Below are 13466 nucleotides of genomic sequence, written 5' to 3'. Positions count from 1 at the left end.
ACGGACTGCCGGAAAGGGGAAAGTATGCATTTTCTCTTTCCGGCTGTTGTCATTTGGGGCTGAACATTTTTCGGAGCCTGGCCGGCACGGCAGCCCGTTTGTCCTTCGTGCTGCGTTTCGGCGATGTGCGGCGCATGGATACCCGGCCTCTGGAACCGCTGCTGCAACAGATCTTCCTGCGCTGCTGTCTGCTGCTTCCCGCAGCCTGCGACTGTGACGACAAGTCGGCCGGGCCGGTGCTGTCCGCGATGGACAGCCTCGATGGCGTGGCGCGGGCCCATGCCGTCCTAGATGAGGCCTTCTGGCTGAGGATGCTGGAGGACCAGGCGGAACGGGACGACGGCAATGCCTGCCTGTCCGGTCTCGCCGCGGCCATCCTGCTGGAGCGCGGCAAGATGCCGGACGACCTCCTGCAAGTCCTCGTCCGCCGCCGTCTCTCGCCGGGCATGCCGGTGGACAGGGGCGCTGGCTGGTTTGCCGGACTGGTCAGGCGCAACCGCCATGCGCTCATGGGACGTCGTTCTCTCTGGGAAGAGCTCTCGCAGTATGTCGACACTCTGGACGATGAGAGCTTCAAACGGGCTTTGCTGGTGCTGCGGCATGCCCTGGCCGATTTTTCCGCCGGAGAAAAGAACAGCATCGCGGAAAATCTGGGAGAGATCTGGGGACTAGTGTCTAAATCGAAAAGTCCGCAAACTTATATCTAGATGAAATCATTGAATTTCATTACCGAAGTAGTATGGCGAATTTTTGCAATTAAACACTAGATGGCGCACAGGTCAGCGAGACCCTCAATGCCGCTTTAAGCGGCGAAGCGGAAGAGATGTTGCAGGATATCGGGTCCTTCAACTTTGACGATCTGTAGGAGCGGGAGAGGCACATGGATGACACGACACGGCTGCTGCGCTGGCGGCTCATTCTCGGTGCGGAAAGCCAGCAGAGTTTCGAGCGCATGGGAGGCTGCGCACTGGAAGGGGAGGCGGCTCTCATGGATCAGGCGCTGGACGCCATCTACCAGCATGGAGCAGCCTCGGCAGACGGGAGGAAGAGCGGCGGACGCGGCGCCGGGCGAGAGATGTCCAGTCCGCGGCTCGTCCGCTGGCTGGGAGACATCCGCAGTCTTTTCAACAGGGATCTCCTCACCATCCTTCAGGAGGATGCCGTTGAACGTTGCGGCCTGAAGCAGCTGCTGCTGGAGCCGGAACTGCTGGACAATCTGGAGCCGGACATGAGTCTGGCGAGCATGCTGCTCAACCTCATGGAACAGGTGCCAGAGCGCAGCAAGGAGAACGTGCGAAACTTCATCCGTCGCATCGTGGAAGAGATCGACCGCCTGCTGGCGGATGATATCCGCCGCGCCGTGACTGCGGGCCTGGACAGGCGGCAGCATTCTCCCATCCCTTCGGCGGCGGCGCTGGACTTTCGCACCACCATCGCCCGCGGCCTCAAGAACTATCAGCCGGAGCTGGGCATCATCATCCCCGAACGCTTCTACTTTTTTGCGCGGAACCATATCGCCGCCCATCGCCGTACTGTCATCCTGGACATCGACCAGAGTGGCTCCATGAGCGAGTCCATCATCTATGCCTCTGTGGTGGCGTGCGTGCTGGCGAGCATGGCCGCGCTGAAGACCCATGTGGTAGCCTTCGACACCAGCGTCGTGGATCTGACCGAACGCTGCGAGGATCCGGTGGACATGCTGTTCGGCTTCCAGCTCGGCGGCGGCACGGATATCGAGCGTTCGCTGGCCTATTGCGGACAACTGGTGGAACAGCCTTCCCGCACGCTGCTCTTCCTCATCTCCGATCTGGACGAGGGAGGCAACCAGGCTGGCATGCTGCGGCGGCTGGAGGAGTTCAGGCACTCTGGGGTGACTGTCATCTGCCTGCTGGCGGTGACCAATGGAGGCAAGCCCTACTACAATGCCGATATGGCGAAGCGGGTGGCCGCCCTGGGCATCCCTTGCTTTGCCTGCCATCCCGAGCGCCTGCCGCAGCTGCTGGATGCAGCCCTGCGCGGGCGGAACATCGCTTCCCTGTTTGCCGAAAAAGGGGTGAACGGCCGGGCGGGCTGAGCCTGACGTCAGAAAAATGCGGCATTACAGCCTGCCAGCCGTAACCAGACACAGCAAAGCCCGGGTGGCCACTCAAGGCTCGCCCGGGCTTCACAAAGGGACTGTATCAGCTCACGCTACGCGCGCATCACTTGAGAAAGTCTGCGACAGTTTCGCGAAAGAGTCTGTAGTAGGGGCGCTCCATCATCATGGCGTGCGCTGCACCCTCGATCACAAAGAGTCGGCTCTCCTTGGAAGCCAGTTCCGGCATGGCTTCCCTGATACGGTCGAGCTTCAGATAGGGATCCTTGTCTCCGCAGATGACCAGGGTGGGGACAGTGATGCGCTCGAAGGGAATGAGGCGCACCGTATCGCTCACCAGAAGGTCCTTTCTGCCACCGTTGGGGCTGGAATCCTTGTCGTACCTCCAGGCATTGGACTGGAAGGTCGCAACCACTGCTGGCTCGCAGATGGTGTAGTCTATGTCGCCGCTGGCCGTAACCTGGAAGTCGCCCGCAGCGTGGACCCAGGTGTTTGCATTGAAGGGTGCTGTCACCTTGGCCTCGCCAAGGCCCACAAGGATGGGAGCGTAGAGCACAAGCCTGCGTACAAGCTCGGGGTGCTTTGCAGCGAAGCGGCCACTGGTCACAGTGCCCCAGCTCCAGCCAAGCACGTCGATCTTCTTCTGGCCGCTCTGGGCTATGATGGTTCTTGCCGCAGCCGCGACGTCTTCGGCAGCGTAGTCTGAATTGGGCATGAAGCCGTCCTTTACGTCCTCTGAAGAGCCGTAGCCAGCCACGTCCAGGCGCCAGACAGCATAGCCCTGTGTTGCCAGGAAGCGGGCAAGGCTGTAGTCCGCGTAGTCCACGTCAAATTCGTGGGAAGAGTAGGTGAGGCCGTGCACAAGCAGGATCTGCTTGGCTGGTTGAGTGTCGGCAAGGGCTATGCGGTCGAGATGCAGGCGCACGCCATTGCGCTCAAGGGGCACAACCTGTTGGTCAAAGGGAATAGAGGCAGTGTAGGCCTGTGCCTGGGCGCCCAGAAGAAGGCTTACGATCAGGACAAGAAGTGCACAAAGCTTGTGTGCGGGCATGGTACCCTCCAGCAGCAAGAGGTGAAGGCCAGGGATGGCCGAAAGACGGGGGAACCTGTGACGAGCGCAAGGCCCCGGAAAGGCCGTGCGTAGTTTGGGGGGGCTTTGAGGATACACGGCTTTGCGAGAAAAGGGCAGCCCCTGGAAGGGGGAAAATTCGCTGGCGGAGGGCTTTTCTTCAAAAGGATGCGCCCTGGTGCATGAGGGTTAGGATAGGTCGCTGGGGGCAGGAATGTAAGTGGGAAAACTTGGGAGAAAAAGATCGTATTTCGATTGTAGCTATCGTGTTCTCTTTGATAGAAATCCATTACTTTTATAAAAAAGTTGTCAGATACACTGTCAGTTGAACTTTAAAATCCTGTTATCATAGATATTTAAAAGTGGCAATACCCTATTTTGTGTTCTGACATTAAAATTTAAAAACTATTTTTTTCAGTATTTACAATAATAATATATTGTTAAATTGGCTCAGATGGCTCCGAACAAACTGACAGTGTATCTGTCAGCATTCCATTTTCGGCGGCTTGCCCGGTATGCCCCATGGGCATGGCGAAAAGCGAACTTTAGGGAGGCGCTTTTTCTGTGCAAGTCATTTGAACAGTCTGTAATTACTGGAGGATATGGCTGTATGAAACAGACGAAGGGAGCAATCGGAAATCTGTTGAACCGCTATCGGGCAGTATTGAAAAAATGCCATCTTCTTAACACTTTTGGGGCACTTGTTGTCGTAGGCATGTTTTCTCTAGCTACTCCGAGCATATCTTTTGCAGTTGATGTTGCATCAGTCAATGGTACAAATTATTCTTCATTGGCTGATGCTGTTAATGCAGCAAATGCAGGAGATACAGTTACTTTATTACAAGATTGGCGTGGTGGTGGAATTAAAATTAATAGTGGTGATAAAAACGGACTTATAATAGATTTAAATGGGCATACGTATACAGTAACAGATCCAACTGTTGGTTCTACTGGAACTGAAACAAACGGTTTCCAATTATTGAAAGGTGGATCATTAACATTTAAAAATGGCACAATTACTGCATCATCTGAATCAGCAAAAATACTTATACAGAACTATTCAAATCTTACTCTTGATGGAGTAACATTGAATGGTGTTGAAGGTGTAACACAATATGTGTTGTCAAACAATAATGGTGAAACTGTTTTAAAAGGTGGAACTACTATTAACGCTCCTGAAGGATCTGTAGCATTTGATGCATATTATTGGCCAAAAAATGGTTATGAATCTGTGACTGTTATTGTTGAAGAAGCAACAGTAAATGGTAAAATAGAATATACTACTGATGGTTCTACTACTCCCCCAGAAGGTAAACATGAAATTAATATTTCTGGAGGAAATTTTACTGATCCCAATGCTGCTGGATTCCTAGATGAAGGAGAAAGTCTCGTCCTTCTTACGGAAGACGGTCCAATTACAATTACCAATACAGGCAATGACGCAACGAGTCAAACCGTCGTTACAACCCCTGACCGCATGGTGAGCTATCAGGCGACAATTGATATTAGTGACACACAACCGCAGGTTACTATTACAAAAACAATCAACAAGGCCAGTGATGTACTGCCTGGATTGGACGAAGCCTTGAATCCTGTGATGGCTCATGTGTGGAACAATAACCTGGAGGGAGTGAACTCTCAGGACATGGGCATCCGCTTCCTGTCTCGTGCCGCCAACTCCGACTACATTGCCGATGCCCGCAAGGGAGCAGCCACCATCGAAAGTGCAGCCCGCATGGCATTTGCGGGTGCTGTGCCGCAGATGACGAAGATGGCTTCCGATTCCGCCACCAACACCGTAGTCAATCGTATGGGTTTTGCCAATCCCGAGAACGGCGCAAAGGCCATGAACGTGGACGGCAAGCTTGTGGACGACAAGGAGCTTGGCCTGGCCCTCTGGATTGCGCCCTTGTGGTCCAACCAAACAGGCTTTGGCATGGAAGCAGGCAACCTTGACTACGGCTACAACGCCAACATAGGCGGCGTTTCCCTTGGTGCCGACTACACCTGGGCCAACAACTTCCGCGCTGGCCTCATGTTCAATATCGGTGGCGGCTATGCCGAAAGCTCCGGTGATTTGAGCGAGACCACCAATTCCATGACATTCTGGGGGGTGGGCGCCTACGGGGGCTGGAAGTACGAGAACTTCGCAGTCATGGGCGACGTGTCCTACACCTCCACCTGGAACTCTGTAAATCAGGACGTTGACGACGGCATGCGGATGGGCGACCTTGAGGCGGACATTCATGCATCCGCAATCAGTGCCGGTCTGCGCTTCGAGTACAAGCTCGAAACCCAGTACCTTGACCTCATCCCCCATGTTGGCGCCCGCTACATGAGCATCAACACTTGGGGCTATGATGTGGACAGCGCCGACGGCACAATCCTTGAGGGCGATGGCTTCCAGCAGAACATCTGGACCTTCCCGGTGGGCATCACCTTCAGCAAGGAACTCGAGATGAACAACGACTGGTACTTCAAGCCCAGCGTTGACTTCACTGTCATTCCTGCTGCAGGCGACATTAAGGCCAAGCAGGACGTGCGCTTCGGAACGCTTCCCTGCACTGAGCTCGAAACCCAGATGATGGACTACTTCACCTGGCAGGGCGGTCTTGGTCTTGAGTTTGGCAACGACAATATGAGCGTGGGCGTGAACTACACCCTGCAGGCCGGTCAGAACAGCACCGGTCATGGCGTGTTCGGCATGTTCCGCTACGAGTTCTAATCCCCATCAACCCTCTAACCCTCATACGACCGGTTGCGGCAGATCTGCTCCCTTTGTCTGCCGCAACCATCCTTCCGAATGCAAAGGGCCATGCTTCCTCCCGGAGTCTAGCCCTTTGCTCGTCTGTCAGCTCCCAGACCTTTTCTGTTGCAATGGTCAGCAGCTATGGAGCTGATCTCCCTGAGACACATGATTGTCGCGCGCCAAAGACGCAACGTTTGTGTTTGGGTGGCAAGCAATCACCAATCTTTCAGTGAAGCGCCTTGCGGACGAGAAGAAGACAACGCTGACTGCCATCATCGGAAAGCTTCAGTCCCTGATGGGCGTGCGGGAAGGCCCATCAGTGTTCTTGTGGAAATACCCGGGGAGAACGTCAGACAGATCTACCAGTATCTTGATGAGGAAAGGGTTCCAGTGCGCCTGGCTCTGGACGAATTTCGCAAGGCTCTCTTCGCAGTGTAGCCAAGGCCAGAGCCCTGTCCCTGGGCATTCCTCTGCCACCCGTCCGACAGGAAGGATACACGCTCCCTGTGCGCACCTGTTTGGCAGCAACCCGTTCCTCTATATGAGATTCCTTGCCCTCAAACCCTTTTGCGTAAGCGTAGTGGGCAGGGCGGTCAGGGGATCCTCGGGCCAGGGATGGCGCGGATAACGGCCGCGCATCTCGGAGCGCACCTTGGGGTAGACGTCCTTCCAGAAGAAGGGGAGATCCCGCGTTGAGGCAAGACGAACTCCGGAAGGCGAGAGCAGATGCAGTGTGAGGACAGAGTCTCCTGCTACGCAGGGAGATGTTGTGAGTCCAAAGCATTCCTGCAGCTTCACCTCGACGCACGGGTTTTCCTCGTCGTAGCGTATGGGGTGTTTTTTGCCGCAGGGCGAGACCCAGTTCACTGGCGCAAGTTTCTCTATTTCCGCAAGACACTGCCAGGGAAGAAGGCCGCGTATGCTCGCAAGCAGATCCCCGGACTTCAGAGTTCGCAAATCCGTGACAGAAGAACAGAGCTTGGGCAGCCATTCCTGCGAGCGTGTTTTAAGCTCCTCCCTGCTCAGATTCGGCCAGGGTTCGCCCTTGACGCGGGCAAGAAAGCTTGTGCGCTGAAGAAGCGATTCGGTTTCCCTGTCCCAGGGAAGGCAGGCAAGGTCGCGCTCAAGCACAAAGGCGCACAGGGCGTCACATAGTGCATCCTTGTCTTCCTCTCGGGGGTCCACGCGCCTCTCTTCCAAAACCAGCGCATCCAGGCGCACTGTTTCCGACACCATGGCTGCCCCGTTTTCCTGTACCCGCACCACGCGCTCGCGTGAAAGAACTGTTGCGGGATGCGAGAAAACGCTTTCCTCGTCCACTGGACAGAAAAGGGAGACCCTGCCAAAGGCCTGACCCCTTGCAGTGTCCGAAAGCGAGGTTTCAAGCGCCAGGAAAAAGCGTGACCCAACCTGTGCACCCTGCACAACTACCCCTGTCCCCTGGCGCGTGAGAGCCCGGGTTAAGCCCTGTTCCCTTGCCTTCACAAGGGCCAGCCTGTCCGCCCAGCCAGGCAAAAGAAGGCGTCCTGCCTCAAGGGGATGGGCGAGCAGGGCGCGCAAGGCCCTTGCAAAATCTGGACGCTCTTCGGCTGCATTCCCTTTCCCGCAGGCACGTCTTGCGCGGGCAAGCATGAGGCCTGCCAGGGAAAACACGGAACTCCCCCTGCTGCGGGAAAGTCTTTCCAAAAGCCCTGCCACGTCCCCCTCGTAGCGCCCCTGATCCTCTTCCAGAAGGGCGCATAAAAGGGCAGCGGCAGGCATGTCCTCATCCTTGCAGACGTGCAGGGTAGCGGCAACTCGTGGGGCAAGACCTGTCCCTGCCATGAGACGCCCTTCATCCGTAATGCTGCCCCTCGTATCCAAAGCGCCAAGACTCTGCAAGAGCCCCTGGGCAGCCCTGAAGGCCCCAGAGGGTGGCTGTGTCACAAAGGGCAGGTCGGACGGATTTTCTCCCCAGAGTGCCAGATCCAGGGCAAGGCCAGCGAGATCGGCCTCAAGGATTTCCGGCCGCGCGTAGGAAGCCATGCCTTCCTCGGAAGCCTGAACCCAGAGACGCACGCAGACACCGGGTTCCGTGCGCCCGGCACGGCCGCGGCGCTGCTCTGCAGACGAGAGCGGAATCTGGTGTGTCACAAGGCGCTGGGCACCGCGCCTTGTGTCGTACTCGGGCCTTCGCTGCAACCCGCTGTCCACCACCACACGCACGCCCTCGATGGTGAGGGAGGTTTCGGCAACGTCCGTGGCAAGCACTATCTTGCGCCTGCCGGGAGCACAAGGGGCAAGTGCCGCCTGCTGGTCTTTTAAGGCAAGGCGCCCGTACAGGGGCCAGAGATCCACGCCATAGGGAAGCCTTCCTTCCAGAGATTCTGCCACGCGGGCGATTTCCCCTTGTCCAGGCAAAAAGGCAAGGATGCTTCCCTGCTCGACCTTTGCAAGGTTGGCAAGGACGGCTGCCATGTGGGCCGGCATGCGGGCAATCCTTTCTCCAGGTGTTGTGCCGGGGACAGGCTGGTAGCGCGTCTCGACAGGATACCCCGGCCTTTCGGCCAAAAGTACCGGTGCGTCTGGCAAGAGAGCCTGCAGGGCCCTGATGTCCAGGGTGGCTGAGAGGATGCCGACCTTCAGATCCGGCCGCAGGATCTCCTGGCAGCGCAGGGTGAGGGCAAGGCCAGTGTCCGAGGCAAGGTGGCGCTCGTGGAATTCGTCAAAGAGCACGCAGGACACGTTTTCAAGGGCAGGATCCGCGCAGAGCATGCGCGTGAGCACCCCTTCCGTGACCACAAGGAGCCTTGTCTTTGCGCTCACCCTTGTCTCGTTGCGCATGGCAAGGCCCACGAGCTCCCCGAGACTTGTCCGGCAAAGCCCTGCGAGGTGCGAGGCCAGCATGCGGGCAGCAACGCGCCTTGGTTCCAGAAGGAGCACGCGGCCATTCGTTTCCTCAAGGGCCCAGAGGGGCACACGGGTGCTCTTGCCTGTGCCGGGAGGCGCCTGCAGGAGGAAGGCAGGCTTTTGCAGGGCGCATGCAATGTCATTGTGCAAACTGTCGATCGGGAGAGGAGGAAGAGGGGGAAGGGTCGAAAAATCGGGAAGGGGCATGGAATACCTGCATGGCTTGTGATTTGCGCAAAAAGCCTGCGCGCGCAGGATATTCCGGCCCAGTGGGCTCAAAAGTCAAGACAAATCTTGCCTTGGCACAAAGCCTGTCGTAGCCTTTCCAATGACCCTTTTCTTGCCCATTTGGAGCGGATTTCTTCGGTTTGTCAGTGCAGAGCCCGTCTGCTATGTACGCTGCGTACGGTGTTGGCCAGGCCTTGCGACAGGGCCCCTGACACATGCCTTTTTCCAACCTGCGGGGTTGAACTCCTTCATGAAACGCTTTCTTCTCCTTGCCACAGCCATCCTTTGCTGCGTCCTGCTTATTGCCGCATCCCCGCTTTGGGCCAGGCAAAGTATTCTTGCGTCCGACGGCATGTTCTGGCTGGACATCCTCGAAGAAGGAGAACAGGGAGAAGTCCTTGGAACAGTCTTCACTGCAGAAAGGACCCTGGATCAGGCGAGCATCGAGGCCCTGCAAAACGGCCTGGCCTACTGGCAAAGCGTGCTTGGGCCCAATGCAGCCAACACTTCTCCCCTGCGCATCCTGATCCATCCCTCCCTGATCGAGGGGAATGCCTCTGCCGCAAGTGACGGGGAAGTGCCTCTTGCGCCCATGACCATCTTTGCCAATGCCCTGGCCAACGACATCTGGCCAAACGGGGACAGGGAAGAAATTCTGGCATACATCGAGATAGGAACTGCCACGAATGGTTGGTACACGGAACCTCTCACTGCGCTGCCTGAAAACAGGGACAAGTTCAACCTCTCTGCCACCATTGTGCACGAATTGGGCCATGCCCTGGGAATAGGAGCCACTTGTTCATCAAACAGCGACGTCTCCTCAAGCAACATTTCCTTCAAGTTCAGCTCGACCAGTTTTTCTCGCTGGTCGGAAGGCCTGCGCGACATGTACGGCAATCCCGCGCGGCCCGGCATGGAAATTGTCTTTGATGGGGTAGAAAACGAGAACAAATTCGTGCTGGCAAGTACAAACTACTTTTCCGGCGCCTATTTCACAGGCACGAACGTGCAGGAGGTCCTGGACGGAGCAAAGCTCTCCTTTGCCGAGGACGGGTACGGCGAGTATGCGGACAGTGTTCCGGGGATTCCGGTAATCAGCACGGACGCTACAGGCTATTACGATGAAAACGGAAACCCTGTGTATTATGTCGATCTTTCGCATATCGAGCTGCAAAACAGCCTCATGAGCCATCAGTATTGGCGCAACTGGACCACCTTCATGGAGGCTGAACTGGCAGTCCTGCAGGACCTGGGACTCGATCTGGACAGAAAGACCTTTTTCGGGCACTCCATCTACCACGACAATCTGAAAGACTACGTCAATATCAACCCCTACTATGAGCGGCAACACGGGCAGTGGATTGAAGGAAGTCCCAGTACAACGGCCCTTGGCATAGGCCTGCACATCTACGGCAGCGAAAATACGGTCACCCAGGCGGCTGATTTGCTCACCGTTGGCTCAGAGGCAGTGGGCATACGTGTTGAGGGTCGGCAAAACACCCTCTACATCCCCGAGACGACCAGGATACAGGCGGACGGAAGTGGAGGTTCGGCCATCCTTGTCTCCTACGGCAGGGACCATGTGATACACCTTGCGGGCGAGGCCACCTCCCTTGGACCAGGGGGCATAGCCGCGCGCTTCGACTTTGGCGACAACATTCTTGGCAACAGTACTGAATATCGCGGCTCATGGATGTGGACCGACAACTACGGCCAAGTGCCCAATCTGTCGCAGTTTCTTGCTGGCCCCATGGTCTCGACCTTCAACGTGTCCGGGAATCTTTTGGGGACTACAGCGGCCATATACATAGACGAAAGTGCCCTCGTCTCGAACATCAACATCCTTACGGGCGCAAGGCTTCAAGGGGACATCATATCCCTTTGGGATCCCGAAAACCCCATTCTGCACGCAAGCGCCCCTGATGCAGAAGCGCTTCACACGGCCCTGACCTTTGGCCTTGCCGCGAACAGGGACGGCACAGCCGGTGACCCGGACTCAGGCTTTGTCCTGGACTATTCCGGCAACATCCTGGGGGAGAAGTCCATAGACATGTCCCTTGAGGCCGGAAGGCTCAACCTGTCCGGCAAGGTAGAGGTTTTGTCCCTCACGAACAGCGGCTATCTTGCCCTGAACCAGTCTGTGACAGGCAGTGTTGTGGAGGTCAAGGACACCTTCACCAACAACAAGGGCGCAACCCTTGAGACAGGCTTCGCTGCGGATGGTTCCGTAACCGGCATACAGGCCAACAAAGCTTCCCTTTCCGAAACATGGGCCCTGCGCCCCATGCGTGACTACTACGCATCTGGGATCGAGATTAGCCCGCAAGCCCCGGTTGTCATCAGGGACAGGGAATGTGCAGGAAAGTTTACCTCTGTTGTGCTTCTTGCGGGCACCTCACCTATCTTGTCCTTTGAGTCTACAGGAACAGCAGATGCGCCCAGGATAAGCGTCGCCCGCGCTCCCAATGCCTACAGCAGGCTTGCCACGACATCCGCTGCCCATTCCGTGGGCCTTGCCATGGACAAAATTGCTGGCAGCGCCAAGGGCGACATGCAAAACCTGGTAGAAGCTCTCGACTGGTCAGGCAGCGACGGCACGGGTGTCGCAAGGGGCCTCAAGGCCCTTGGCCCTGGCGCCTACGACGCTGCGGCAAGGGCTTCCCTTGCCCAGCAAAGCGAGTTCAATCTGCTCATCATGCGCCGCATGCTGGCCCAAAACACCCGCAAGGCATGGGCTGCCCATGTTGCGGACAGGGGACTGTCCGCGCATCCGCAAAAGACAGCAAATCCGGAAAAGACTGGGGACTGGCAGGTCTGGGCCACGCCCTACGGGGCAGGCTCCTTCCAGGGCAATCATTCCGGCCTCTCCTCCTGGAAGAGCGAGGGGGTAGGCCTCATTCTCGGCGCAGAACGGCATTTCGACTCCGGCCTCGACTTCGGCTTCCACGCGGCCCTTGCGGCAAGGCGCACCCATGTGCAGGACTCTGAAGAGGCACAGGTGGACACAAAGTCCGCCTTCATTGGCCTGCAGGCGCTCTTCGCCCCGGAAGAATGGGACGGCTTCTGGCTGACGGCTCAAGGGAGATTGGGCATAGAGAGTGGGGAAATGGATCGCGAGATAGGCATCAACGGCTACAACCGCCAGGCCGAGAGCCGCTGGTCAGGATTTGCAGGCGGCTTTTTGGCAGGCCTTGGCTACGATCTGCGCCTGCCAGAACAAAACACCCTTGTCACCGTGGGGCCCCTTGCCTTTTTCGAATATTCCTTTTTGCAAAGACCGGGCATTGACGAGGACGAGGGTGGAGCAGCAAGCCTGCATGTGGACAGTGCCTTCTACGATTCCCTGCTCATGAATCTTGGCGCCCATGCAGGCTTCCAGACAGCGCTTTTCAATGGCACAAGCCTTGGGCTGGACGTTCTGGCCGCGTGGCGGCACGAACTTCTCGACGGCAACTTCGCAACTTCCGCCTCCTTCAGGGACTACGGGGCTCACGAGTTTTCCTCGGATACGGAATTGCCAGGGCGCGACAGCCTGCTTTTGCAGGCGGGTCTCACCCTGGCAACGGTCTCGGACTTTTCCGCACAGCTGGAAGTGGGCGGTGAATTCTTCCGCTCTGGCTACACGGCCCTGAACATGGGCCTCAACCTCGGCTGGACCTTCTAACGATTTGCGCAGACACGTTTTTTGGGGGACAAAATATGGCAATCAGAGGTTTTCTGAACGAGGGGCGTCTGTATCGTGTGTTTGCTTCCTTTGTGCTGGCCGTGGTGCTCTTGTGGCCCATGGAGGTCATGACTGCGCCCGAACCCGGACCTCTGGACGCGCAGGCCTCCCTGGAGCTTTTGCACTCAGGCACAGACATCTTCCTTCTCGATGTGCGCACAAGGGCCGAGTATGACAGGGGACATATTCCCAATGCCGTCCTCATCCCTGTGGATGAGCTTGAGAGACGCCTTGCCGAAATCCCCGAAGACAGGCCCCTGGTCATTGTTTGCCGTACTGGCAGACGTGCCGCATGGGCCTTTGAGCAGCTGCGAAAGATTAGGCCCGAACAGCCCATGTGGTACGTGAGGGCAGTGCCCAGCTACGGGGCAGACGGCAGCTGGACCATCGAGGATTGAAGGCAGAGGCTGGTGGCAAGGCTCTGCCTGTTTTCGGGACACTGTGCTGATCTGCGCGGCAAAGACAACAGCTTAGGTCGTGTTGACAAAATCAAAAATCAGCCAATCTGACTTCGACTTTGCCATAAGAGGTTATATTTCATACTGTATCACTCCAGTTTACCAGAGCGGTCCACAGCATGGATACAGTCAAAGCCTATCAACACCATGACATCACTGACGAACTTTGGTGCAAGATTGCTCCCTTCTTCCCCAATGGAACGGGGAAGCGCGGTCGCCCTGCCGGAGACAACAGACGCTTTTTCAACGCTGTT

The 13466-nt window shown here is 56.9% G+C and carries 7 protein-coding genes; 5 read left to right on the top strand and 2 right to left on the bottom strand.

Annotation, left to right across the window (positions count from 1 at the left end):
* Positions 1–53 precede the first annotated feature (53 nt).
* Positions 54–707, top strand: a complete 654-nt coding sequence (locus B5F76_RS05565) for a DUF5682 family protein (protein ID WP_087352148.1) — start codon at positions 54–56, stop codon at positions 705–707.
* Between the two features lie 173 nt (positions 708–880).
* Complete coding sequence (locus B5F76_RS05560) at positions 881–2074, top strand: VWA domain-containing protein (RefSeq protein WP_087352146.1); 1194 nt, start codon at positions 881–883, stop codon at positions 2072–2074.
* Between the two features lie 127 nt (positions 2075–2201).
* On the opposite strand, the gene B5F76_RS05555 is transcribed toward B5F76_RS05560, so the two are convergent.
* Positions 2202–3146 carry an alpha/beta fold hydrolase gene (locus B5F76_RS05555; protein ID WP_087352144.1) on the bottom strand — a complete coding sequence of 315 codons (945 nt, stop codon included), beginning with the start codon at positions 3144–3146 and terminating at the stop codon, positions 2202–2204.
* Between the two features lie 1648 nt (positions 3147–4794).
* Between B5F76_RS05555 and B5F76_RS14785 the strand changes: the two genes are divergently transcribed.
* Positions 4795–5889, top strand: coding sequence for an autotransporter outer membrane beta-barrel domain-containing protein (locus B5F76_RS14785; RefSeq protein ID WP_162608703.1), 1095 nt, complete (start codon positions 4795–4797; stop codon positions 5887–5889).
* A gap of 561 nt (positions 5890–6450) precedes the next feature.
* Here the strand turns inward: B5F76_RS14785 and hrpB are convergent.
* Positions 6451–9009 (bottom strand): ATP-dependent helicase HrpB, encoded by a 2559-nt coding sequence (gene hrpB / locus B5F76_RS05545; protein ID WP_087352140.1) that lies wholly within the window; start codon positions 9007–9009, stop codon positions 6451–6453.
* A 271-nt stretch (positions 9010–9280) separates the two neighbouring features.
* Here hrpB and B5F76_RS05540 point away from each other — a divergent pair, with 271 nt between their 5' ends.
* Both B5F76_RS05540 and B5F76_RS05535 read left to right on the top strand, forming a co-directional pair.
* Positions 9281–12694, top strand: coding sequence for an autotransporter outer membrane beta-barrel domain-containing protein (locus tag B5F76_RS05540; RefSeq protein WP_162608701.1), 3414 nt, complete (start codon positions 9281–9283; stop codon positions 12692–12694).
* A gap of 35 nt (positions 12695–12729) precedes the next feature.
* Positions 12730–13152, top strand: a complete 423-nt coding sequence (locus B5F76_RS05535; protein WP_087352136.1) for a rhodanese-like domain-containing protein — start codon at positions 12730–12732, stop codon at positions 13150–13152.
* The last annotated feature ends 314 nt before the right edge of the window (positions 13153–13466 follow it).

This window comes from Desulfovibrio sp. An276, from assembly GCF_002159665.1.
Taxonomy (GTDB): domain Bacteria; phylum Desulfobacterota; class Desulfovibrionia; order Desulfovibrionales; family Desulfovibrionaceae; genus Desulfovibrio; species Desulfovibrio faecigallinarum.
This window is presented reverse-complemented; position numbering and strand designations above follow the sequence as displayed.

What these genes read in the sequence shown, in the direction of transcription:
- B5F76_RS05555 (WP_087352144.1), bottom strand. Translation starts at nt 3,146, where the DNA reads ATGCCCGCACACAAGCTTTGTGCACTTCTTGTCCTGATCGTAAGCCTT.
- B5F76_RS05535 (WP_087352136.1), top strand. Translation starts at nt 12,730, where the DNA reads ATGGCAATCAGAGGTTTTCTGAACGAGGGGCGTCTGTATCGTGTGTTT.
- B5F76_RS05540 (WP_162608701.1), top strand. Translation starts at nt 9,281, where the DNA reads ATGAAACGCTTTCTTCTCCTTGCCACAGCCATCCTTTGCTGCGTCCTG.
- hrpB (WP_087352140.1), bottom strand. Translation starts at nt 9,009, where the DNA reads ATGCCCCTTCCCGATTTTTCGACCCTTCCCCCTCTTCCTCCTCTCCCG.
- B5F76_RS05560 (WP_087352146.1), top strand. Translation starts at nt 881, where the DNA reads ATGGATGACACGACACGGCTGCTGCGCTGGCGGCTCATTCTCGGTGCG.